The following is a 22,618-nucleotide window of genomic DNA, read 5'->3' as shown; positions in this document are numbered from 1 at the left end:
TAAAATCTGTTGCGATAATATCACGCACGTGCCGACGCGCAATGCGCTGATGGTGCGAATCAAAAGAGGCCAGGCCGATAGTAATGATTTGCCTGGGCTGTGCGCTTTTTTGTTAAAATCAGCGGCCAGAATCAAGAAAAGTTTAAAAACCTGCGGGTTACGCTAAGGAACTATCGATGTTAATGGTCATTTCGCCGGCCAAAACGCTGGACTACACCACGCCGCTGGCGACGCTTCGCTATACGCAACCCGCACTGTTGGAAAAATCACAGCAGCTGATCGCTGTGGCGCGCGATCTGTCGCCCGCGCAAATCGCGTCGCTGATGAGCATCAGCGATAAGCTGGCCCTGTTAAACGCGCAGCGTTTTAACGACTGGCACCCTGATTTCACGCCGGAAAATGCACGACAGGCGATTCTGGCTTTTAAAGGCGATGTCTATACCGGCCTGCAGGCGGAAAATTTCAGCGAAGCGGATTTCGATTTTGCTCAGCAGCACTTACGTATGCTTTCAGGCCTGTATGGCGTATTGCGGCCGCTGGATTTAATGCAGCCTTATCGTCTGGAAATGGGCACCAGGCTGGCCAGCCCGGCGGGTAAAGATCTTTACAGCTTCTGGGGCGATACCATTACCGAAGCATTGAATGAGGCGCTGGCTGCTCAGGGAGATGATTTGCTGATTAACCTGGCGTCGGATGAATATTTCAAAGCGGTACAGCCGAAAAAGCTGAATGCACGCCTGATTAAACCGGTTTTTCTTGATGAGAAAAACGGCAAGTTCAAAATTATCAGTTTCTATGCCAAAAAGGCGCGCGGCCTGATGTGCCGTTATATCATTGAAAATCGTCTGCAGGCGGCGGAGCAGCTAAAGCAGTTTAACCTTGACGGCTATTTCTTCGATGAGGCGAGCAGCCGTGGTGACGAACTGGTGTTTAAGCGTCACGAACAGGCCTGACCTGCGGATAATAAAAAGCCGTCTGCCAGCGAATGAGCGCCCCAATGAACGAGGCGCCCTTCACGGGCAGGCGGCTTTTTTATGGCTTAGCGTCAAAACTGGGTAAGAAACACCCGCAGCTCAGCGAAGTCCGGCTTCATTTTATGCGACAGCAGCGGCAGATCGGCGCGCTCCGCCAGCTCATCCGGCAGCGGCAGCGTCTGCTGCAGGATCTCTTCAACGCTCTCTTTGAATTTTGCCGGATGCGCGGTACCAAGGAACAGACCAAATTCGCCCGGCTGCAGCTGATCGCGCAGCATACGGTAAGCGATAGCGGCATGCGGCTCGGAGATATAGCCCAGCTGCGCCAGCTCTCGCATCGTGCTACGGGTCGTTTCGTCATCCACGGCACCAAAGCCGAGATCGTTCAGGCGCCAGGTTTTCCGACGGAACAGCTCTTCGACGCGCGGCCAGTTATTCGGCTGGCTGACATCCATCGCGTTAGAAAGCGTGGCGACAGTGGTATTCGGCTGCCATGCGCCGCTGGAGAGAAAACGCGGCACGGTATCGTTCTGGTTGGTGGCGGCGATAAAGCGTTTCACCGGCAGCCCCAACGATTTTGCCAGCAGGCCCGCCGTCAGATCGCCAAAGTTACCGCTGGGCACTGAAATCACCAGCTGATTACGTTTTTCCTGCGGCAGTTGCGCCACCGCCTCAAAGTAGTAGCAAATCTGCGCCAGCAGGCGGCTGATATTGATCGAGTTAGCCGAGTTCAGGCCAATGGCTTTCTTTAACACCTCATCATCAAACGCCTGCTTCACCAGCGCCTGGCAGGCGTCAAAGTCACCGTCGATAGCGATGGTGTGAATATTGCCGCCCAGCGTACAGAACAGCTTCTCCTGCAGCGGGCTGATTTTGCCCTGCGGATAGAGGATAACCACGCGCACATTTTCCATGCCGTAAAAAGCATGGGCCACCGCCGCACCGGTATCACCGGAGGTGGCGGTAAGAATGGTGATCTCTTCATCTGCGCCGCTGATATAAGAGAGCATCTGAGCCATAAAGCGGCCGCCGAAGTCCTTAAAGGCTAACGTCGGCCCGTGAAACAGCTCCAGGCAGGCGATATCTTCTGTCACCGGTGCTACCGGCGCAGGAAACGCAAAAGCGGCCTTCACGCGCTGCGCCAGCTGGTGCGGTTCAACTTCATCGCCAATATAAGCAGAGAGGATTTTGCTGCTGCGGGTGACGAAATCCATCTCCAGCATGGCATCAATATCCGTTAGCTCAAATTCGGGCAGCTCCAGTGGAAAAAACAGCCCCTGCTGCGAACCCAGCCCTTGCTTCACCGCCTGCGCAAAGCTTACCTGTTCGTTGTGGTCCTTAAGATTGTAGAGTTTCATGCGTTATCCCAGTTTTCGTGCGCCCGCCGTGTCGGCACGGCAAATATGGACGAAGCCTTCATCATTTTGCAGATAGTTTTGCTGCAGCCAGTCCGCCATGCGCTGCGCCGTTTCCTGATTATCACAAACGGCAAACAGCGTCGGCCCAGAGCCGGAAATACCACAGGCCAGCGCGCCGATATCCTGCGCGGCCTGACGTGCCGCGGCAAAGCCGGGCAGAAGTTTCGTACGGTAAGGTTCGGCAATAACATCGCGCATCAGCTTCGCCGCCAGCTGTGGCTGAGCGGTATGACAGGCATGAATAAAGCCCGCCAGATAACGCCCGTGCTTAATGCAATCCTCTTTACGATACTGCGCCGGCAAAATCGCCCGCGCCTCAGCGGTAGAAACCTTGATACCCGGATAGGCCATTACCCATAGCCAGTCATCGAAACAAGGTACCGCCTGGCTAATAATGCCATTCTCTTCCAGCATCAGCTGCAGGCCGCCCAGAAAACAGGGCGCAACGTTGTCGTAATGCACGCTGCCGGAGATGCGCCCTTCCAGCTCGCCCATCAGCGTCAGCAGTTGAGTATCGTCCAGCGGCCTGCCGCAGAACTCATTCATCGCCATCAGCCCTGCCACTACGGAACAGGCGCTGGAGCCAAGCCCGGATCCGATGGGCATGTTTTTCTCCAGCGTCATGCGCACCGGAACGCTTTTCCCCGTGGCTTCGCAAAAGCGTTTCCAGCACTGGTAAACGATGTTCTCCTGCGGATCGGCGGGCAGCTTGCTGACAAAGCGCCCCTGATTAATCAGGCTGAACGAATCAGCCGCTTCAACGGTCACGCAGTCACCTAACAGGGAACCATCCACCGGCGACACCGCTGCGCCCAACACATCAAAGCCGACGCTGACGTTGCCAATTGAGGCCGGCGCATAAATTTTTACCATGTTTAGACTCCTAACTTCCATGACAGGGTGCGTAACAGATCGGCAAATACGCCTGCGGCGGTAACATCATTACCGGCGCCGTAGCCGCGCAGCACCAGCGGAATCGGCTGATAGTAACGGCTGTAAAACGCCAGCGCGTTCTCACCGTTTTTCACTTTATACAGCGGGTCATTGCCATCTACCGCATCGATTTTCACGCGGCAGCGGCCCCCTTCTTCAATCGCGCCAACAAAGCGCAGCACTTTGCCTGCTGCACGCGCCTGCTCAACCCGATCGGCAAAGACTTTATCCAGCTCAGGCAAGCGTTGCATAAAGGTCCCGACATCGGCAATTGCCGTAAATTCTTCAGGCAGTACCGCTTCAATTTCAATATCGCTCAGCTCCAGCTGGTAACCCGCCTCGCGGGCCAGGATCAGTAACTTGCGCGCCACATCCATACCGGAAAGATCGTCACGCGGGTCGGGCTCGGTAAAGCCCATTTCACGCGCCAGCTTTGTGGCTTCGGAGAGCGTCATGCCCTCATCCAGCTTGCCGAAAATAAAAGAGAGCGATCCAGACAGAATGCCAGAGAAGCTGATTAACTCATCGCCCGCGTTCAACAGATTTTGCAGGTTTTCAATAACCGGCAGGCCAGCGCCGACGTTGGTATCGTAAAGGAACTTGCGACGTGATTTGGCTGCTGCCGCACGCAGTTGCTGATAATAGTTCCACGAAGAGGTATTGGCCTTTTTATTCGGCGTCACCACATGGAAGCCGTCCGTCAGGAAATCTGCATACTGATCGGCCACCGCCTGGCTTGAAGTACAGTCTACAATTACCGGATTCAGCAGGTGATATTCTTTTACCAGACGCAGCAGGCGGTCCAGCTTAAACGGCTCATTTGCTTCAGAGAGCGCGCTTTTCCAGTTGCTGAGATCGATGCCATGCACATTGGTCAACAGCGCTTTGGAGTTCGCGATCCCGCATACGCGCAGGTCGATATGCTTGTTCTTCAGCCATGCCTGCTGACGATGCAGCTGATCCAGCAATGCGCTACCCACGCCGCCGACGCCGACAACAAACACTTCGATCACCTGATCGGTATTGAACAACATCTGGTGAACCACGCGCACTGCGGTGGTGACTTCATCATTATTGACCACCACGGAGATAGAGCGCTCCGATGAACCCTGGGCAATCGCAACGATATTGATATTGGCTCGCGCCAGCGCCGCAAAGAATTTCGCTGAGATGCCGCGCTGGGTACGCATGTTATCGCCAACAACGGAGACGATCGCCAGTTGCTCCATCACATCCAGCGGCTCAAGCAGGCCATCTTTTAACTCCAGATAAAACTCATCCTCCAGCACCCGACGCGCCCGCGCCTGTTCGCCCTGCGGCACACAGAAACTGATGCTGTATTCAGATGAGGACTGGGTAATCAATACCACAGAGATGCCCGCTCGCGACATAGCGGCAAACACGCGCGCCGCCATCCCGACCATGCCTTTCATGCCTGGCCCGGAGACGTTAAACATCGCCATGTTGTTCAGATTGGTAATGCCTTTAACCGGATTGGCATCGTCGCTGGTGTCGCCGCCGATCAAGGTGCCGGGCGCCTGGGGATTGGCGGTATTTTTAATCAGACAAGGGATCTGGAACTGGGCGATGGGAGCAATGGTACGGGGATGTAGCACCTTAGCGCCAAAGTAAGAAAGCTCCATCGCTTCCTGATAAGACATCGATTTCAGTAAACGCGCATCGGGCACCTGACGCGGATCGCAGGTATAGACGCCGTCCACATCCGTCCAGATTTCACAACAGTCAGCACGCAGGCAGGCAGCCAACACCGCTGCGGAATAGTCAGAGCCATTACGACCCAGCACCACCAGCTCGCCGCGTTCATTACCGGCGGTAAAACCAGCCATTAAAATCATGCTATCCAGAGGAATTTGGCTGGCGGCAATACGGCGCGTAGACTCAGCGATATCAACCGTGGATTCAAGATAATGACCATGCGCCAACAGCATGCTGACCGGATCGATAACGCTGACGCGATGACCGCGCGCCTGTAGCAACGCTTCCATGATGGCGATGGAGAGCTTTTCACCGCGGCAGATAATTGCGGCGTTAACGCTGTCCGGACACTGCCCCAACAGGCTGATGCCGTGCAGCATTTGCCGGAGCTGCGTGAATTCTTTATCAACCAGCGCCTGTAGCCGCTCCCAGGCAAAGCCCGGCTGCGCGCGCTGCAATCCCTGCAGCAGCGCAGCAAAAATCTGTTCTGCGTCGCTGATATTCGGCAAGGCATCCTGACCGCTGATGGTTTTTTCAATCATCGCCACCAGGTGGTTAGTGATTTTGGCCGGGGCGGAAAGCACGGTTGCAACCTGTCCCTGCTTCGCGTTGCTTTCAAGTATATCGGCAACCCGCAGAAAACGTTCCGCATTTGCCACTGATGTTCCGCCGAATTTCAGCACTCGCATGGTTAAGGATCTCCTGAATTTAAGCCGAAAAAAAAGCCCGCACCTTATCAGGGTGCGGGCTTTTTCTCTTTTTCCTGTATGCGTCAGCCCGCACCGTTACCTGTGGTAATGGTGGTAGTAATAATGATGGTGTTCAGGCTGTTTGTACGCATGTCGATTTTATCTGTCTGTTTCTGTGTCTGTCTGCTTTTCAGAAGTAAAGCAATCTCCTGATGAAGTCAATGGATTTATCGCCGCCGCAAAACCACTGCCACCACAGCGGAAACGTTAAATTCCGCCGCACCCGGATAAATCTGTTACGCCCTTTCCGCATGATGGAATGATTAACCAGTTTCCCGCACGTAATCCAAATTTTCCTCTAGAGATTTTTTTCAATGTCATGCAGCAATCGGTGCAGCATAGCGCTATCGCGTTGTTCCAGCAGACCGATTCGTTGTTGTATCCAGTCTGCCAGCTTTTCATCATCGGCGACCTTCAGTCGCTCCAGCAGCGCCGCTAAACGCTGGCGCAGCGCATCAAGCTGCTGATGATCTGCCGCGACAGCTGCCGTCGCAGCCACTTGTCGTAACGAAGCCAACTGATAGCAATAGACCATGACCGCCTGCCCCAGATTCAACGAAGGATAATCGTTGGCCATCGGAATGCCGGTTAATAAATCTACCTGTTCCAGCTCTTCATTTGTTAAACCGCTATCTTCACGACCAAAAACCAGTGCCGTACTGCCTGTCCATTGCTGCTTTTCGCGCAAAATCGTTTCTACTTGTTGCGGTGTTGCGTAATAACGGAATTTGGCCCGGCTGCGTGCCGTGGTGGCTACCGAAAAATCGATATCGGCCAGCGCAGCGGAAAGAGAGGAGTAGTGTTGAATATTATCAATGATATCTCCCGCCCCATGCGCCACGATGCGCGTCGCCGGATCGCGCCAGGCTTCGCTCTGAACAATACGTAGCTCAGAAAACCCCATTGTTTTCATTGCACGTGCGGCCGCGCCAATATTTTCCGGGCGGGCCGGGGAAACAAGAACAATCGGAAAATTCATATAAACCCTGAAGATAAATTTATGGAAAGCGATACTGTGACATGACGACATGTTAAATAACAGCATCAATCACATAACATACAATTAACTTATTAAGTTTTAGCGGTAAAAAGTAAGATTTAACGCCTTTAAAGTCTTTAATTAATCAGAACATTAATAACAAAGAAATATCATAAATAAGATCTTATAAATCAAAATTGTCTTTTAATAATTAACTTAGTAAACTTTTGTCCACTATCAGTTGGCTCAGACATGGTTTAAGGACCGATAATTGTGAGCTAAGCTGGCATTCTGGTGAGCATTTTTCACAAAAGTGTTAACGTGCTACACTTGATTTGATATAAGTCAACGAAGCGTTGTTTTAATGCTTATTGGTTGTAGCCTGTGCTGTTATCTTGCTGTTAATGCAGCTAGGATAACAGCCATTTGGCACTGCCGGGGCATGCAGGATTTATCCTTATGGCTGAGCTGACAATGTTGTTGACGTTGATGGATGGTGCATCAAGAACATAATTCTGTACTTCAGTTATCCGGGCAAACGTCTTTTTCACCGCGTTAACGGCAGTACATCCTGTTTCCGATTTTGTTGGCAAATTTTAGGTAGCGAACTCATGCAGATCCCGCATATTCTTATCGTTGAAGATGAACTAGTCACGCGTAACACTCTAAAGAGCATTTTTGAAGCCGAAGGCTATGAAGTGTTCGAAGCGACGGATGGCGCAGAGATGCATCAGGTATTGACCGAAAACGATATTAATCTGGTGATTATGGATATCAACTTGCCAGGTAAAAATGGTCTTTTACTGGCGCGTGAGCTACGCGAGCAGGCAAACGTTGCCCTGATGTTCTTAACCGGGCGCGACAATGAAGTGGATAAAATCCTGGGCCTGGAGATCGGCGCGGATGATTACATCACTAAGCCTTTCAACCCGCGTGAATTAACCATTCGCGCACGCAATCTGCTTTCCCGCACCATGAACCTCTCCGCCATTAGCGAAGAGCGTAAGCAGGTTGAAAGCTATAAATTCAATGGCTGGGAGCTGGATATCAACAGCCGCTCGCTGATCAGCCCGAATGGTGAGCAGTATAAGCTGCCGCGTAGTGAATTCCGCGCCATGCTGCACTTCTGTGAAAATCCTGGCAAAATTCAAACGCGCGGCGACTTGCTGAAAAAGATGACTGGCCGTGAATTAAAACCGCACGATCGTACGGTTGACGTCACGATTCGTCGTATTCGCAAGCACTTTGAATCAACGCCAGATACCCCAGAAATCATCGCGACCATTCATGGCGAAGGTTACCGTTTCTGCGGCGATCTGCAGGAATAATGCTTTAAAAACGGCGAGGCGACTCGCCGTTTCTTCTTTTAGTGCCCCCACGGCATAATGGGAACCGCACTCAGCGCATTTTTAGGCGAGCCTTCCACCACTTTATCTGAATATGAAAGATAAATAAGCGTGTTCCGCTTTTGATCGTAGAAGCGCACCACCTGCAACTTTTTAAACAAGAATGAAGTGCGCTTGCGGAAAACTGTTTCGCCCTGCGCTTTGCCCTGCGCAATGCGATCGCTTAAGGTCACCGGCCCCACCTGCTGGCAGGAAATTGCGGAATCAGACGTATCTTCTGCCAATCCTAACCCCCCTTTGATCCCGCCCGTTTTAGCACGGCTCACATAGCAGGTCACATTTTTCACGTCTGGATCGTCAAATGCCTCAACCACGATTTTATGGTCAGGACCAAAGATCTTGAACACCGTATCTACCGACCCGATCTCTTCAGCGGCCACGCCAGCAGAGAATAAGGTTGCCATTGTAATTATTAATAATTTTTTTATTATCATACCGTTACCATTGTATATTATTAAAGTTGTTCGCTATTACGTCCCGCTAAGGATAAACCGGGCCAATTCTATTGCTCCTCATTTGCATGGGGTATAGCACAATCTAACAAGTAAAACCTTCAGCGGCTTTTGCGCATTTAGTGCTATGATCCCGCGACTTTGCGTTGCCTGCGCCAACTAAGTACAAGAGGATGTTTTATGGACCAAGCTGGTATCATTCGCGATTTGCTTGTCTGGCTGGAGAGCCATCTCGACCACCCCCTGTCACTGGATAATGTGGCGGCAAAAGCAGGTTACTCCAAATGGCATCTGCAAAGAATGTTTAAAGAGGTAACCAGTCATGCGATTGGTGCCTATATTCGCGCCCGACGTTTGTCAAAAGCGGCGGTAGCGCTACGTCTTACCAGCCGTCCGATTCTGGATATCGCTTTGCAGTACCGTTTTGATTCACAGCAAACCTTTACCCGCGCCTTTAAAAAACAGTTTAATCAAACACCGGCATACTATCGCCGTGCATCAGAGTGGAACGCATATGGTCTGCGTCCGCCGATTCGCCTGGATAATTCTACGTTGCCGGAAGCGCGCTTTGTTACGCTGCCGGAAACCGTACTGGTGGGGCAAACGCAAAGCTATACCTGTACGCTGGAGCAAATTTCCCTTTATCGCGACGAGATGCGCATCCACTTCTGGCAGCAGTTCCTGCTGGAAACCGATACGGTTCCGCCCGTGCTGTATGGGCTGCATCAGGTGCGTCCGAGCCAGGAAAAGGACGACGAACAAGAGATACTCTATACCACTGCGGTGCCGTCGGATCAGCTGGCTAAACCCATGCAGTCAGCGCAAACCGTACTGCTGGAGGCTGGCGATTATGTCCAGTTTAATTATGAAGGCCCGCGCAGCCAGCTTCAGGATTTTATTCTGATGCTTTATGGCACCTGTATGCCGACGCTACAGCTGACACGCCGTCAGGGACAGGATATTGAGCGTTTTTATACGCATGGCGGAAAAAAGCTTTCCGAGCCGCCGAAAGAGATCCGCTGCGAATATTTGATCCCCATTCGCCGTACCGACAGCTGATCATTTCGGGCCCGCATTGCGGGCCCGTTTGTTTAGCGCTGCAGTTCATCCAGCGCGGGCAGATCGAGATGCGAAATATCGCCTGCGGTTTCCACTACCCAGCCGCTTGCCAGCCAGGCGCTTTGCTGATGATCGACGCGTGAAAGCGAACAGTTACGCAGCCGCAGCCGCCGTTCCGCATGTGCAGGCAATCCCAATAGTGTGCTGACCAGCACGCCCAGCGCCATGCCATGACTCACCAGCAGCGGACGACTTCCCGCTGGCAGCTCCAGGCAGGCATTCAGCGCCTGATGCATGCGCTCCGCCAGTTCCGTCATACTTTCGCCTTCCGGAATACGGCCATTTTCCGTCCCGTTAACTAACGTACGCCGCCAGCCCTCTTCTTCAGCGCTCAACGTATCGATCGGACGCTGTTCCAGCACGCCCATATTCAGTTCTCGCAATCGTGCGTCAAGCGTAACGCTACAGCCGCAAATGTCTGCGATAATTTCCGCAGTACGACGCGTGCGCCCTAAATCACTGCTGATAACGTGGGTGATCCCCAGCGACTTCACCCGCTCGCCAACCTGACGAGCCTGCCGCTCTCCTTTTTCAGTCAGTGCGCTATCCGACTGCCCCTGAATGCGCCTGGCCGCGTTCCAAACTGTTTCCCCGTGGCGAACAAGATAGACCTGTAACATGCTTTTTTTCCGTTATACTGCGTCAAAATTGCGTAGAAGGTTCAGATAATTATGTACCATGTTGTCGCTGCTACCACCAATCCGGCCAAAATTAGTGCTATCTCTCAGGCATTTCATGATGTCTTCGGCGAGGGATCCTGCCACATTGAGGGCGTTGCGGTCGACAGCGGCGTAGCCGCTCAGCCGTTAACGAATGCAGAAACGCGAACTGGCGCACGCCAGCGGGTGATGAACGCACGTAAGGTCAGGCCTGAAGCCGATTTCTGGGTCGCGATTGAAGCGGGTATTGAAGGCAACGACGCTTTTGCATGGATGGTGGTGGAAGATCACAAACAACGCGGTGAATCCCGCTCGGCCAGTTTTACTTTGCCTGCGCCTGTCATGGCGGGCATCCATGCCGGTCACGAACTGGGTGAAGAGATGGCGCGCCTTACCGGCATTGACAATATCAAGCACAAAGGCGGAGCGATTGGCGTGTTTACTCAGGGTTTGCTGACGCGTAGCAGCGTCTACCATCAGGCGTTAATTCTGGCACTTTGCCCCTTCCATAACGCTATCTATCAGCAGCCGCTTTCCCCGCCGCAGTAAGCCGTATCATTTCACGGATAGCTGCACGTCCAGCCAGGCCTTTAACGCAGGCGGCGCGGCGCGCAGGCTGTTGGAACCACGCGTAATTGTCGCAATACCCACGCCAAGATCGTTTTTCAGCTCACGCTGGCTCATCTCGCCGCGTAACAGCTCCTCAATAATGCGCAGACGTGTGCCAAATGCTTCGCGCTCGTCTGGCGTCATCATCAATTGCAGCAGCGGCAATTGTAAATCCTGCCGGAACGCCTCCTCTAACAGGCTAACAAAACGTAGCCAGTTTTCATCCTGCGGCTCGGCAGTGATCGGGATTGGGGAATGTGGAGTCATGAAATTCTTCCGTACTCATTGGCGAGTACGGAAGAGTAACATATTCAGTAGCGACGCTGCCACTCGGCATCAGAGAGAAGTTTATCCGGCTGCCCCAGGAAATAGCGATAGTAAGCGTCATAGGCGAGTACGTTTTTCACATAGCCGCGCGTTTCTGAAAAAGGAATGGTTTCAATAAAAGCCACCGCATCCAGCTGACCGTTACTGATGCGCTGCCAGGTGCGTACCCTGCCCGGCCCGGCATTATACGCCGCCGAAGAGAAGATACGGTTCTGGTCAAATTGCTGATAAACATGATCCAGATACTGAGTACCGATCTGAATATTGGTTTGCGGATCCAATAGCTGGCTGCTGTTTACATAGCCCGGAATGCTGTACATCTTCACCGTATGGGTCGCGGTAGCGGGCATCACCTGCATTAATCCAGCTGCGCCCACCGGCGAACGCGCTTTAGGATTCCATGCGCTCTCCTGCCGGGCAATAGCCATCGCGTAGCTTGGCGGTATGGTTTTACCACGCGTGTTTTGCGTGAACTGCTCCTGCCACGCCAGCGGGAAGCGCTCGGTGAGATTATTCCACAGCTTGCCGGTTATCGTGGCCTGCACGCTCAGATCCCACCAGCCATGGTTCAGCGCGTAACGCGCCAGCATTTGCTGTTGCGATGCGGTTTTGCTGGCAACCAGTCGGTTCCATTCGCTCCGCGCAAGGTTATCCATTCCCCAATACATCAGCTCACGCACGCGTGCGATTTCCGGGCCGTTATCAAGCGTGCTATCCGGACGTGGCGCTTCATCTACCCGCAGCGGATATTTCTCTCCCAGACGCTGCGCGGCTACCATCGGATAGAAGCCGCGTTCCTGCATAAGCTTACGCAGGATCTCCTCCGCTTCCTCTTTGCGTCCACGCTCCAGCAGCAGATCCGCCTGCCAGTATTGCCACTCATCTTTCTGCTTCGCGTCAGGATCCAGCCGCGCAATCCAGGTGTTTAATCCACGCCGATCGTTATTGCTTAATGCCAGACGAATACGGCGTTCCAGCAGCGACACCGAACCGCTGCTCATTACCGTGTTATCACGCCAGCGCGCCTGTTCGGATGTGACCTCTCTGCTCATTAACTGCCATGCCACCGCCTCCTTCATCTCCTGGATTTCCTGCTCGCTCATCTGCTGTAAGCGTGCCAGCCCGGGGATCATCGCGCGCGCATTCTCCCCATCTTCACGCGCCAGTCGCGCCAGCGCTAATGAGGTTGCCTGTCGGGTAAAGTTTGTTGGCCCAACGCTGCGGGCGAATGCTTCTACCGTGGCGGGATCGTTTTGCAGCGCCATGATGGCGTCGGCCATGGTTTGGTAATTGGAGGGCAGCTGTTTAGCAAGGAAATTAACCAGGCTGGTATTGCCTGCGATCATCGCCAGGCGGATACGCTCCAGCGTGGTAATTGGCGTTTGCTCACCCGCGGCTTGCCAGACAGAAAAAAGTTTGTCACAGCCGCTCGGCAGCGAGCTTCCACGCAGCCAGATTGTCTTCGCCCCTTCCCAGGCAACCTGTTGCTGGCCGGTCGCCCATTTAGCGTAATACCAGTTGCAGCGAGCAGCGACTGGCTGCGGCTCCTGCGGGCTAAATACCAGCAGACCGCGCCAGTCCTCACGGCGCGCCAGCTCATTAACAAAGCGTGACGACAGCGTGCGCACCGGCGGCAACGTGGGATAACGTTTAATAAAAGCGTTAACCGCCAGGCCGGTTTCCTGATCGAGATGCTGCGACAGCTGGCGATATTCCAGATAAGGATAAAGCGGATAATCTTTCAGCGTGGGCATCAGCTGCGCCACCACATCCATCTGATTATTATCCCATGCCTGTTTGATTTGCTGGTAGCGGCTGCGCTGTTCATCCAGCGAATCCGCCAATACGCTGCCGCTGGCGGCAAGCAGGCATAAACCAGCTAACCAGTAACGCCCCCTCTCCTTGCTGTGAGTCACCACACGCTCTCCTCTTACTGTTATCCGATCCGGCCGGATGGCCTGGCTCTCTTCATGCTAACCAGGCGGTTGGCGTCGTGCCACGTTCTTCACAAAATTTACTTTCTGGTCGGGGATCACAGTGACCGCCAGGCAGCGGCTGACGCTTCACTTTTTTAGCGTTAACATAAGGAGAAACAGACCAACAGGGAACGCGATAATGGAAACCCGGCGCGACGAGCGAATTAATAAACTGGCGCAGGCGCTCAAGCGCATCGATAAAATTCATTTGAAAGAGGCGGCGCGGCTGTTAGGCGTTTCAGAAATGACGATTCGTCGCGATCTTAACGAGCAGCCCTCCAGCCTGGTTTTACTCGGCGGTTATATTGTGAGCGATCCGCGAAATGCGCACGGGCACTATTTTGTTTCCGATCAGCAACTGCATAACGTCAATAAAAAACGCCAGCTGGCACAGCGGGCGGCCAGCCTGATTAAACCTAACGATACGGTTTTTTTCGACTGTGGCACCACTATGCCGTGGGTGATCGATGCGATAGATGAAGGCTTGCCCTTTACCGCAGTCTGCTGCGCCATTAATACCTTTCTGGCGCTTAAGGAAAAAAGCGCCTGTCGCGTTATTCTCAGCGGCGGCGAGTTTCATCCTGACAACGCGGTGTTTTCTCCGCACGGCAACCTCTCTATTCTGGATGAGATCTGCCCTACGCTGGCGTTTATTTCCGCTGCCGGTATCGACCCACAACAGGGCGTCACCTGCTACAACTTCAATGAGTTACCCATGAAGCTTCGGGCGATGGCACGCGCGCAGCGCAAGGTGTTGCTGGCTGACAGCAGCAAGTTTAATAAGGTTCTGCCGGCGCGCATTGGCGAGCTGGATCAGTTTGATATGCTGATCAGTGACAGCGCGCCGCCGCAAGCGCTGGCTGAGCACCTGCAACAGCAGGCGGTTACGCTGCTGCTGCCCTGAAAAGACCTGGCACCTGCCAGGCAAACAATCGCCCAGGATGATGGCTGTGATTAAGCAAGGAAAACCGCTAAACTTGCAGTTCTGAGCGGGCGATGTGCCCCGATTACCACACAGACCATAAGAGGCTCATTTCACGTGGCTCAATTCGTCTACAGCATGCATCGCGTCGGAAAAGTTGTTCCGCCGAAGCGTCATATTCTTAAGAACATCTCCCTTAGCTTTTTCCCGGGCGCAAAAATCGGCGTACTGGGCTTAAACGGCGCGGGTAAATCTACGCTGCTGCGCATTATGGCGGGCATCGATAAAGACATCGAAGGCGAGGCGCGTCCGCAGCCTGGCATCAAAATCGGCTACCTGCCGCAGGAGCCGCAGCTCAATCCGGAACATACCGTACGTGAATCGGTAGAAGAAGCGGTAGCTGAAGTGGTTGGCGCGCTGAAGCGTCTCGATGAGGTTTACGCGCTGTACGCCGAACCGGAAGCCGATTTTGACAAGCTGGCCGCTGAACAGGGCAAGCTGGAAGAGATTATTCAGGCACACGATGGCCACAACCTGAACGTGCAGCTGGAGCGCGCCGCTGATGCGCTGCGCCTGCCGGACTGGGAGGCTAAAGTGGCCAATCTCTCCGGTGGTGAGCGCCGCCGCGTGGCACTGTGCCGTCTGCTGCTGGAAAAGCCGGACATGCTGCTGCTCGACGAACCCACCAACCACCTGGATGCTGAATCTGTCGCCTGGCTGGAGCGCTTCCTGCATGATTTCGAAGGCACGGTAGTGGCTATCACCCATGACCGTTATTTCCTGGATAACGTCGCAGGCTGGATCCTGGAGCTGGACCGTGGCGAAGGCATTCCATGGGAAGGCAACTACTCTTCCTGGCTGGAGCAGAAAGATCAGCGTCTGGCGCAGGAAGCTTCTCAGGAAGCGGCGCGTCGTAAATCGATTGAGAAAGAGCTGGAGTGGGTACGTCAGGGCGCGAAAGGCCGTCATTCAAAAGGCAAAGCCCGTCTGGCGCGCTTTGAAGAGCTGAACAGCACCGAATACCAGAAACGTAACGAAACCAACGAACTCTTTATTCCACCGGGTCCGCGCCTGGGCGATAAGGTGGTGGAAGTGAACAACCTGCGTAAATCGTACGGCGATCGTCTGCTGATTGACGATCTCTCTTTCTCCGTGCCGAAAGGCGCGATTGTCGGGATTATCGGTCCGAACGGCGCGGGTAAATCCACACTGTTTCGTATGATGTCCGGTCAGGAACAGCCGGACAGCGGCAGCATCACGCTTGGCGATACGGTGAAACTGGCCTCTGTGGATCAGTTCCGTGACAGCATGGATAATTCAAAAACCGTCTGGGAAGAAGTTTCCGGCGGGCTGGATATCATGAAGATCGGCAATACCGAAATGCCAAGCCGCGCCTACGTGGGCCGTTTTAACTTTAAAGGCGTCGATCAGGGCAAACGCGTTGGCGAGCTTTCCGGTGGTGAGCGCGGTCGTCTGCACCTGGCAAAACTGTTGCAGGTCGGCGGCAACATGCTGCTGCTGGATGAACCAACCAACGACCTGGACATCGAAACCCTGCGCGCGCTGGAAAACGCCCTGCTGGAGTTCCCGGGCTGCGCGATGGTGATCTCGCATGACCGCTGGTTCCTTGACCGTATCGCCACCCATATCCTCGACTATCAGGGCGAGGGTAAGGTGGAGTTCTTTGAAGGTAACTTTACCGAATACGAAGAGTACAAGAAGCGTACCCTCGGTGCGGAAGCGCTGGAGCCGAAACGCATCAAATACAAGCGTATGGCGAAGTAAATCTGAAAGCGGCCTGCGGGCCGCTTTTTATTAGCGATAAAACGCCCGAAACGCCGTGCTTTGCTGGGCGAAGTCGATAAAGCGCGCCAGCGCAGGTGAATTCAGCTTGCGCCCCGGCCAGACCAGCCACAGCTCATTCCCTTCCGTTTCCCACTCCGGCAGAACCTGCACCAACTCTCCACTGGCAATCGCGGCTTCCGTCAGAAAACGCGGCAATAGCGTAATGCCAGCATCGTTGATAGCGCATTCGCGCGCATAAAGCAGGTTATCCGTTAAATGCATAGAGGGCAGCAGCCAGCGATAGTGCTCTTCTTCACGGCGCAGCAACCACTCTTTCCAGGCTCGGTGGGCGATACAGCGATGCGTCGCCAGCTGTTGCGGATGCGTGATCGGCGGATTTTTTGTCAGGTAGTTTGCTGAAGCAACCAGTAGCCGCTGACAAAGTCCAACACGTCGGCCGATGAGCGACGAATCCTGCGGCTTGCCGGTACGCAGCGCCAGATCGAATCCTTCCTGCACCAGGTCGCGCATATCATCAGACACCGACACTTCCAGCGTAACGTCCGGATAGCGCTGCTGGAACTCAGCGTTACAGCGCGCCAGCAGCGTCGCCCCAATACCGGCGGGCGTGGTGATCCGCAATCGGCCGCTTGGGTTGTCGCGCAAGCGCTCAATAGCCAGATCTGCACGTTCGCTGGCCTGTATCATCTCCTGACAGTGAATAAGATAGCGTTCACCTGCGAAGGTCAGGTTGAGCTGGCGCGTTGTGCGATTGAGCAAACGCAAACCTATCGCCTGTTCCAGCTGGCTAATGCGCTGGCTGACGCTCGATTTTGGCAGACCGGCGCGCCGGGCAGCGGCAGTAAAGCTTCCGCTTTCAGCCACCAGCGCAAACAGCGCCATATCCTGTAACCGCTTTAACGCCATTGTTCACCTGTTACGAACACTGTATGAGTTATTGTCCATCTTATCACTGTTGCTCTGGCCTATTACACTGACTCCATCAACTAAGGAGAAATCATATGACTATGCGTGCTATTGCTGTTAATCCTCAAAACCCGGCGCAGTTCACAGAAATTCAGTCGGAAAAACCCACTCCTGGCGAGTACGATCTGCTGGTGGAAGTTAAAGCCGTATCAATCAACCCGGTCGATACCAAAGTGCATAAAGGCGTACAGAAGAGCGGTCTGCAACAGCCGCGTATTCTGGGATGGGATGCCAGCGCAGTAGTGGTTGAGACAGGCAGTAAGGTGACGCAGTTTGCGCCCGGAGACGAGGTTTACTACGCGGGCGATATTACACGTCCGGGAAGCAACAGTACCTTTCAGCTGGTAGATGCGCGCATTGTGGGCCGTAAACCGCAGAGTCTTGACTGGGGCGCAGCGGCAGCCATCCCGCTAACGGCATTAACCGCCTGGGAAGGCCTGTTTGAGCACCTGCGTATACAGCAAGCAACCGAAGAGCAAACCCTGCTGATTATCGGCGGCGCTGGCGGCGTGGGCTCGCTGGCCATCCCCTTTACCAAACTGCACAGCAAAGTTCGGGTCATCGCTACCGCCTCACGTCCTGATTCGGTGCAATGGTGTAAAGAGCGCGGGGCTGATATCGTGATCAACTATAAAAATATGCCGGAGGAGCTGGAGCAGCACGGTATCAAACAGGTGGATTATATTTTCTGTCTGAACGATACCGACGGTCACTGGGATACCATCGGCAAGCTGATTGCGCCGCAGGGCCAGATCTGCACCATTGTTGAGAATGCGCATCCGCTGGATATGGAACAGTTGAAACTCAAAAGCGCGGCGTTGCACTGGGAATTTATGTTCACCCGCAGCATGTATCAAACGCCGGATATGGCTCGTCAGGGTGAGATCCTTAACGAAGTGGCTCAGCTGCTGGATGCAGGAAAAGTAGAGAGTACGCAGAACGAAACGTTACACGGATTAAGTGTTGAAACACTTACTCAGGCACATGCGCGTGTCCTTGAAGGACATATGCGTGGCAAAGTAGTTATTACTTACTGATTGCCGCTGTTCTGCTGCATTAATAGTGCAAAACGTTAAATGTTTCATTAAAAAAGTAAGTGAATCGTAGAGATTAAAAAACGCCCCTGAATCGGGGCGTTCATTTGCGTTAAATAGTTATTATTTTAAGTGATTTCGAAACCGTTTCCTTAACCTGTTTCAGCCCAACCCATTTTACTCCCGCCACCCTATTGCGCAGTTAAATAATGCTAACAGATAATATCTGTATTACCTCTGGTTAAATTTAACTGATGATATTTTTGTTTACTGTTTCGCCATAGATAATTTCTAACAAAAATAAAGACAGCTTTCTTAGACTGTTATTTTTAATAAACCTGCTCTGCTGCTGAGGTTAGAAATCGAGCAAATCTTTCGAGATATCACGCAGCCATTTATGAGAAGAGCAGTTATGATAGCGAGGATGCCATGCCTGAATAATACGCACTTTCGGCAAATCAAAATCGGGCTTAAAAAAGTCCACATCAAGGTTCATTCGCTGTAAAACATCAACAACATACATCGGAACGATACCCAGACTGCGAGTTTGAATAATATTTTCGATAATAGGCAGGTATCCTGCGCTGATACCATGAATTTTGCGTTTATAGCCGCGCTCGCGATAAAGGCTTTCCATCTCTTCTTTCAGCCTGTTTTTGGGCACGATAAGAATAAACTCTTTTAGGTTTTTCAAAGACTTTTCCATCAGAAAAACAGGATGGTCTTTGGTGGCTATCAATACGCATTCACTGTGGCCGATAGTTCGTATCTTCACCTCCGGGCTGAGGCTTTTATCCTCCCCGATATAGAGATCAATATCTTCGCTGCGCAGCACACAGGATGTCGCGTTGTCATAGTTAAAATTAAAGATGTGGTTGGTATTCTCCTGAATGCTTTTTTTCATCAATTTATAGCTAAGCTTAGACATCAGGATATCATTGGTAACGATGTTAAAAGAGCGTGGCAGCTCTTTGCCGTTGAGCTCAATATTTTGGTGCAGAACATTTTGGATATTATCCAGCAGCTCTCTAAGCTGAGGTTTAAGGCGTACCGCTAATGGCGTCAGCTCCAGACTCATGCCAGAACGAACCAAAAGCTGATCCTGAAAGGTGTCTCTGATTTTATTCAATGATTTACTAATTGCGGGCGGAGTCACATTAAGTTTGTCCGCCGTTTTGCTGACACTTTTTTCGTTAAGCAAAGTATCCAGGATAGGCAGCAGGTTTAAATCCATTCTTACCAAATGATTAATATCTTTATGCATATTTTACACTCCCTTGATTCTTCCCGGTTATCTCTGCGCCCAAAATATAAAATTACAGGCTGATTTCACCCTGAAGATAATGTACATGATGCCGTCTCGCATAGAATGACTTCAAAAAATCCACGAACCTGTAACGCTATTAACAACTCCAATTAAAGCAATCCAAATAAAGTAACCTGTTTTCCAAAAGCCGAGAAAGCCACTGTATAGTTAACAATACATGTACTGTGTCTTCATATAATGAAAAGGAAAATTAATATATACAGGCACCTTAGTTAATGAAACCCTGACAATATATAAGCTATGTCTCAAGTTGCCGCTATAATTTCACCCTCCATATCAAGTCAATTTCAGTTTAGCCAATAGCTTAAATAAATAACCTGAGGTTAATTATAAAAATAAACAATAAAATCAACAAGTTAAAGCAAAAAATGCATAAATACTTTCTATTAAGCGTGATAATTCATGGCTTCTTTTAAAGAAACCCTTAAATTAAACTGCAAAAAGTTAGCCTGCCTTATTAAATAACTAAGCTGATTTACTTCGGGAGAGATAACAATGAGAACATTCCGAATAAAATGGCTGACGGTATAATATCGCCATCAGCCGCCCTGCCTTTTTACTTTCCGTTTTCCAGCATATTTCTTACCAGTTCAACACAACGCAGAAAACGTTGGTCATAACTGTCTTCAGTAACATGCTCATATTTTATTTGATTTTCATCTAACATTTTGATTAACAATTCCTGAAACTCACGTCGATCGACGGAGCTACCCAGACTGCGCAGGCCATCTGCGACCCAGGGCACATTGTTTTCCAGCAGGATGACTAAATCGAAACGGTATTCGTCAATCAGCGCCTGTACAAACGGGTGTTCACGCCCTTCGTACTTTTTACAAAATGCCTGGGTAGTCACAAAATCGGTATCGATAAAGGCGACCTTGTTGGCATATTTCACTGCAAAATCAATATACTGCGCCTGCCCTAACGCAATTTTGTCATAGTCGGAATACTGCAACGCCATCTCATCTCCGCCAAGATGCGAGAATACGTAATCCCGTCCATACTCCCAGGCGCTGGAAGTATTAAAAATATTAGCCAGCTTATTCACTAATACTGATTTACCGCTCGATTCCCCGCCCAGTATCGCAACGGTACGTACGAAAAAAGGTTTTACTTCGGTAGGGATATACTCCCAGTATCGAAAAGGATTCTGGCGAATTTGCGCGCCGCTGATATTCATAAAAGAGCGCTGCGGATCGATCACGATGGTTTCAATGCCCAGATGCTCGCGATACTGCGGCGCGTCCAACTCTTCGCTGGTATACACACAGCCTGGCTCAATTCCCTTTTCCGCCATAAAGGCCGTAATGCCCCGACTCCAGACATCCCAACCGTGCGGATAAGGCTCCATCCCCTCTTCATTAAAGGCATGAATGCGAATATTTTTTTGATATTTAAACGTCTGCAAGAGCCAGCGCAGGCGATCGCTAACGGTGGGCTGCTGTGACATGGCGCTGTTTTCAAACAGCTGGCGATCGCGCGGTTCATCATGTCCCATAATAATATGCAGCTCATCAACCTGGCTGCAGGCGCGCTGAATCAGATAAATATGGCCGGTGTGCAGAGGATAGAACTTGCCGAACACCACGCCAATGGTTTTCTCGCGGCGGGGAAATTCCAGACCCAGAAAGCGATGCAGCGCCTCCAGCTTTTGCGCGCTGGGGCTTTTGATTTTGGCATTGAGCAACTGGCTCAGGTAGCCTTTCGTCATTCCGCTGGCGTCTGCAACCTGCTGCAACGTATGTCCCTGCTGGCGAATGGCGGTTTTTAAATATTCGAATGATGACATAATGCCTCCTGCGAAAAGGGGTGGGCAGTGCCCACCCCAACGACAGGTTAACCTGCGCTAAAATTATAACTCATCCAGGATCGCCAGCGCGTCAGCCAGCTTTTTCACCGGATAAACTTTCATGTTCTCCAGCGCCTTTTTCGGCGCATTAGCCGCCGGGACAATAGCGCGTTTAAACCCATGCTTAGCGGCCTCGGAAATACGCTCCTGACCGCTCGGCACCGGACGAATTTCACCGGCTAACCCCACCTCGCCGAAAATCACCAGATCGTTGGGCAAGGGCCGATCGCGCAGGCTGGAAACCATCGCCAGCATCAATGCCAGATCGGCGCTGGTTTCTGTAACCTTTACCCCGCCGACAACATTAACAAACACATCCTGATCGGCCATCTGTAACCCGCCATGACGATGCAGTACCGCCAGCAGGATCGCCAGGCGATTCTGTTCCAACCCTACCGCAACGCGACGTGGGTTAGACATCATTGAATGATCCACCAACGCCTGGATCTCTACCAGCAGCGGACGCGTGCCTTCCCAGACTACCATCACCGAACTCCCGGCGGTAATCTCATCGCCGCGCGACAGAAAAATCGCCGAGGGATTGCTGACTTCACGCATGCCCTGCTCGGTCATGGCAAACACGCCCAGTTCGTTCACCGCGCCAAAGCGGTTTTTATGGCTGCGCAGCGTGCGGAAACGGGAATCCGCGTCGCCGTCCAACAGCACTGAACAGTCGATGCAGTGTTCCAGTACTTTGGGACCAGCCAGGGAGCCATCTTTGGTGACATGCCCAACCATCACAATCGCTACGCCGCGCGTTTTGGCAAAGCGCGTTAAATAAGCTGCGGTTTCGCGCACCTGCGCCACGCTGCCCGGCGAAGACTGAATATCCGCCATGTGCATCACCTGAATAGAATCGATCACCATCAGCTTCGGCTGTTCCTGCTCGGCAATCATGCAGATCTGCTCAATGCTGGTTTCCGACAGCATATTCAGGTTCTCGGTAGGCAAACCAAGACGATGCGCGCGCATGGCAACCTGCTGCAGGGACTCTTCGCCGGTGACATACAGTGTTTTCATATCCACTGACAGCTTGCACAACGTTTGCAGCAGTAGCGTACTTTTTCCGGCGCCGGGATTGCCGCCAATCAGAATAGCGCTGCCGGGGACTACGCCGCCGCCCAGTACGCGATCGAACTCTTTAAAACCGGTTGAGAAGCGCGGCAACGCTTCCAGGCTAATTTCTGACAGCTTCTGCACGCGGCTGACGCCGGCGGTGCCGGAGTAGCCAGACAGACGCTCATTACGCGCCGCAGCCGGCGAGGCCGCCAGCCGCACTTCGGTGATGGTATTCCAGGCGTGACAGGCGCTACATTGCCCCTGCCAGCGCGGATAGTCTGCGCCACATTCGTTGCAGACAAAGGCACGTTTTACCGCTTTAGCCAACTCAGTTCCTC

Annotated in this window: 20 protein-coding genes and 1 other annotated feature; of the genes, 7 read left to right on the top strand and 13 right to left on the bottom strand. The window is 52.4% G+C overall.

Annotation, left to right across the window (positions count from 1 at the left end):
* Positions 1 to 176 precede the first annotated feature (176 nt).
* Positions 177 to 953, top strand: a complete 777-nt coding sequence (gene yaaA, locus ACQE32_RS15435) for a peroxide stress protein YaaA (protein WP_427022058.1) — start codon at positions 177 to 179, stop codon at positions 951 to 953.
* 92 nt (positions 954 to 1,045) lie between these two features.
* On the opposite strand, the gene thrC is transcribed toward yaaA, so the two are convergent.
* The 5 genes from thrC to ACQE32_RS15410 form a co-directional block, all read right to left on the bottom strand.
* Positions 1,046 to 2,332, bottom strand: coding sequence for a threonine synthase (gene thrC, locus ACQE32_RS15430; protein WP_427022057.1), 1,287 nt, complete (start codon positions 2,330 to 2,332; stop codon positions 1,046 to 1,048).
* 3 nt (positions 2,333 to 2,335) lie between these two features.
* Positions 2,336 to 3,265: a homoserine kinase gene (gene thrB / locus ACQE32_RS15425; protein WP_250651778.1), complete on the bottom strand. Its 930-nt coding sequence runs from the start codon at positions 3,263 to 3,265 to the stop codon at positions 2,336 to 2,338.
* Positions 3,266 to 3,267: 2 nt separating this feature from the next.
* Entirely contained in the window at positions 3,268 to 5,730 is a 2,463-nt protein-coding gene (thrA, locus tag ACQE32_RS15420) for a bifunctional aspartate kinase/homoserine dehydrogenase I (RefSeq protein WP_427022056.1), read from the bottom strand.
* 26 nt (positions 5,731 to 5,756) lie between these two features.
* Positions 5,757 to 5,875: a sequence feature (Thr leader region), on the bottom strand.
* The gene (thrL, locus tag ACQE32_RS15415) at positions 5,814 to 5,882 is read right to left on the bottom strand and encodes a thr operon leader peptide (RefSeq protein ID WP_071883749.1); all 69 of its coding nucleotides are present in this window, start codon (positions 5,880 to 5,882) and stop codon (positions 5,814 to 5,816) included. It overlaps the preceding feature by 62 nt.
* Before the next feature lie 206 nt (positions 5,883 to 6,088).
* On the bottom strand, positions 6,089 to 6,769 hold the full coding sequence (locus tag ACQE32_RS15410) for a tRNA/rRNA methyltransferase (RefSeq protein WP_250651776.1): 681 nt from the start codon (positions 6,767 to 6,769) through the stop codon (positions 6,089 to 6,091).
* A 611-nt stretch (positions 6,770 to 7,380) separates the two neighbouring features.
* Here ACQE32_RS15410 and arcA point away from each other — a divergent pair.
* Positions 7,381 to 8,097: a two-component system response regulator ArcA gene (gene arcA / locus ACQE32_RS15405; protein WP_085068065.1), complete on the top strand. Its 717-nt coding sequence runs from the start codon at positions 7,381 to 7,383 to the stop codon at positions 8,095 to 8,097.
* Between the two features lie 38 nt (positions 8,098 to 8,135).
* On the opposite strand, the gene creA is transcribed toward arcA, so the two are convergent.
* Complete coding sequence (gene creA, locus ACQE32_RS15400; protein WP_085068066.1) at positions 8,136 to 8,609, bottom strand: protein CreA; 474 nt, start codon at positions 8,607 to 8,609, stop codon at positions 8,136 to 8,138.
* 198 nt (positions 8,610 to 8,807) lie between these two features.
* Here creA and robA point away from each other — a divergent pair, with 198 nt between their 5' ends.
* Positions 8,808 to 9,686, top strand: coding sequence for an MDR efflux pump AcrAB transcriptional activator RobA (gene robA, locus ACQE32_RS15395; RefSeq protein WP_426974420.1), 879 nt, complete (start codon positions 8,808 to 8,810; stop codon positions 9,684 to 9,686).
* A 32-nt stretch (positions 9,687 to 9,718) separates the two neighbouring features.
* Here robA and gpmB read toward each other — a convergent pair whose 3' ends face one another.
* A complete protein-coding gene (gene gpmB, locus ACQE32_RS15390; protein ID WP_426974419.1) occupies positions 9,719 to 10,366 on the bottom strand; it encodes a 2,3-diphosphoglycerate-dependent phosphoglycerate mutase GpmB in 648 nt (215 codons plus the stop codon).
* 51 nt (positions 10,367 to 10,417) lie between these two features.
* Between gpmB and yjjX the strand changes: the two genes are divergently transcribed.
* Positions 10,418 to 10,954 carry an inosine/xanthosine triphosphatase gene (gene yjjX / locus ACQE32_RS15385; RefSeq protein WP_085068069.1) on the top strand — a complete coding sequence of 179 codons (537 nt, stop codon included), beginning with the start codon at positions 10,418 to 10,420 and terminating at the stop codon, positions 10,952 to 10,954.
* A 6-nt stretch (positions 10,955 to 10,960) separates the two neighbouring features.
* Here yjjX and trpR read toward each other — a convergent pair whose 3' ends face one another.
* On the bottom strand, positions 10,961 to 11,281 hold the full coding sequence (trpR, locus tag ACQE32_RS15380; protein WP_426974418.1) for a trp operon repressor: 321 nt from the start codon (positions 11,279 to 11,281) through the stop codon (positions 10,961 to 10,963).
* Between the two features lie 44 nt (positions 11,282 to 11,325).
* Complete coding sequence (sltY, locus tag ACQE32_RS15375) at positions 11,326 to 13,260, bottom strand: murein transglycosylase (RefSeq protein ID WP_426982065.1); 1,935 nt, start codon at positions 13,258 to 13,260, stop codon at positions 11,326 to 11,328.
* 196 nt (positions 13,261 to 13,456) lie between these two features.
* Here sltY and deoR point away from each other — a divergent pair, with 196 nt between their 5' ends.
* Positions 13,457 to 14,221: a DNA-binding transcriptional repressor DeoR gene (deoR, locus tag ACQE32_RS15370; protein WP_427022055.1), complete on the top strand. Its 765-nt coding sequence runs from the start codon at positions 13,457 to 13,459 to the stop codon at positions 14,219 to 14,221.
* A 135-nt stretch (positions 14,222 to 14,356) separates the two neighbouring features.
* Positions 14,357 to 16,024 (top strand): energy-dependent translational throttle protein EttA, encoded by a 1,668-nt coding sequence (ettA, locus tag ACQE32_RS15365; RefSeq protein ID WP_427022054.1) that lies wholly within the window; start codon positions 14,357 to 14,359, stop codon positions 16,022 to 16,024.
* A 30-nt stretch (positions 16,025 to 16,054) separates the two neighbouring features.
* Here ettA and ACQE32_RS15360 read toward each other — a convergent pair whose 3' ends face one another.
* Positions 16,055 to 16,951 carry a LysR family transcriptional regulator gene (locus tag ACQE32_RS15360; protein ID WP_426974414.1) on the bottom strand — a complete coding sequence of 299 codons (897 nt, stop codon included), beginning with the start codon at positions 16,949 to 16,951 and terminating at the stop codon, positions 16,055 to 16,057.
* A gap of 95 nt (positions 16,952 to 17,046) precedes the next feature.
* Here ACQE32_RS15360 and ACQE32_RS15355 point away from each other — a divergent pair, with 95 nt between their 5' ends.
* The gene (locus ACQE32_RS15355) at positions 17,047 to 18,048 is read left to right on the top strand and encodes a zinc-binding alcohol dehydrogenase family protein (protein WP_426974413.1); all 1,002 of its coding nucleotides are present in this window, start codon (positions 17,047 to 17,049) and stop codon (positions 18,046 to 18,048) included.
* Positions 18,049 to 18,400: 352 nt separating this feature from the next.
* Here the strand turns inward: ACQE32_RS15355 and ACQE32_RS15350 are convergent, their stop codons facing one another.
* From ACQE32_RS15350 to radA, 3 genes are all read right to left on the bottom strand, one after another.
* Entirely contained in the window at positions 18,401 to 19,309 is a 909-nt protein-coding gene (locus ACQE32_RS15350) for a LysR family transcriptional regulator (RefSeq protein WP_250651769.1), read from the bottom strand.
* 619 nt (positions 19,310 to 19,928) lie between these two features.
* Positions 19,929 to 21,161, bottom strand: coding sequence for a multifunctional transcriptional regulator/nicotinamide-nucleotide adenylyltransferase/ribosylnicotinamide kinase NadR (gene nadR, locus ACQE32_RS15345; RefSeq protein WP_426974412.1), 1,233 nt, complete (start codon positions 21,159 to 21,161; stop codon positions 19,929 to 19,931).
* Positions 21,162 to 21,224: 63 nt separating this feature from the next.
* Positions 21,225 to 22,607 (bottom strand): DNA repair protein RadA, encoded by a 1,383-nt coding sequence (gene radA, locus ACQE32_RS15340; protein ID WP_250651767.1) that lies wholly within the window; start codon positions 22,605 to 22,607, stop codon positions 21,225 to 21,227.
* Positions 22,608 to 22,618: the final 11 nt, after the last annotated feature.

Source organism: Pantoea sp. FN0302, assembly GCF_050113775.1.
Taxonomy (GTDB): domain Bacteria; phylum Pseudomonadota; class Gammaproteobacteria; order Enterobacterales; family Enterobacteriaceae; genus Mixta; species Mixta alhagi.
This window is presented reverse-complemented; position numbering and strand designations above follow the sequence as displayed.

Bases quoted from the DNA above. Each gene is read 5' to 3' on its own strand.
- yaaA (WP_427022058.1), top strand. From the start codon at position 177: ATGTTAATGGTCATTTCGCCGGCCAAAACGCTGGACTACACCACGCCG.
- thrC (WP_427022057.1), bottom strand. From the start codon at position 2,332: ATGAAACTCTACAATCTTAAGGACCACAACGAACAGGTAAGCTTTGCG.
- thrB (WP_250651778.1), bottom strand. From the start codon at position 3,265: ATGGTAAAAATTTATGCGCCGGCCTCAATTGGCAACGTCAGCGTCGGC.
- thrA (WP_427022056.1), bottom strand. From the start codon at position 5,730: ATGCGAGTGCTGAAATTCGGCGGAACATCAGTGGCAAATGCGGAACGT.
- ACQE32_RS15410 (WP_250651776.1), bottom strand. From the start codon at position 6,769: ATGAATTTTCCGATTGTTCTTGTTTCCCCGGCCCGCCCGGAAAATATT.
- arcA (WP_085068065.1), top strand. From the start codon at position 7,381: ATGCAGATCCCGCATATTCTTATCGTTGAAGATGAACTAGTCACGCGT.
- creA (WP_085068066.1), bottom strand. From the start codon at position 8,609: ATGATAATAAAAAAATTATTAATAATTACAATGGCAACCTTATTCTCT.
- robA (WP_426974420.1), top strand. From the start codon at position 8,808: ATGGACCAAGCTGGTATCATTCGCGATTTGCTTGTCTGGCTGGAGAGC.
- gpmB (WP_426974419.1), bottom strand. From the start codon at position 10,366: ATGTTACAGGTCTATCTTGTTCGCCACGGGGAAACAGTTTGGAACGCG.
- yjjX (WP_085068069.1), top strand. From the start codon at position 10,418: ATGTACCATGTTGTCGCTGCTACCACCAATCCGGCCAAAATTAGTGCT.
- trpR (WP_426974418.1), bottom strand. From the start codon at position 11,281: ATGACTCCACATTCCCCAATCCCGATCACTGCCGAGCCGCAGGATGAA.
- deoR (WP_427022055.1), top strand. From the start codon at position 13,457: ATGGAAACCCGGCGCGACGAGCGAATTAATAAACTGGCGCAGGCGCTC.
- ACQE32_RS15360 (WP_426974414.1), bottom strand. From the start codon at position 16,951: ATGGCGTTAAAGCGGTTACAGGATATGGCGCTGTTTGCGCTGGTGGCT.
- ACQE32_RS15355 (WP_426974413.1), top strand. From the start codon at position 17,047: ATGACTATGCGTGCTATTGCTGTTAATCCTCAAAACCCGGCGCAGTTC.
- ACQE32_RS15350 (WP_250651769.1), bottom strand. From the start codon at position 19,309: ATGCATAAAGATATTAATCATTTGGTAAGAATGGATTTAAACCTGCTG.
- nadR (WP_426974412.1), bottom strand. From the start codon at position 21,161: ATGTCATCATTCGAATATTTAAAAACCGCCATTCGCCAGCAGGGACAT.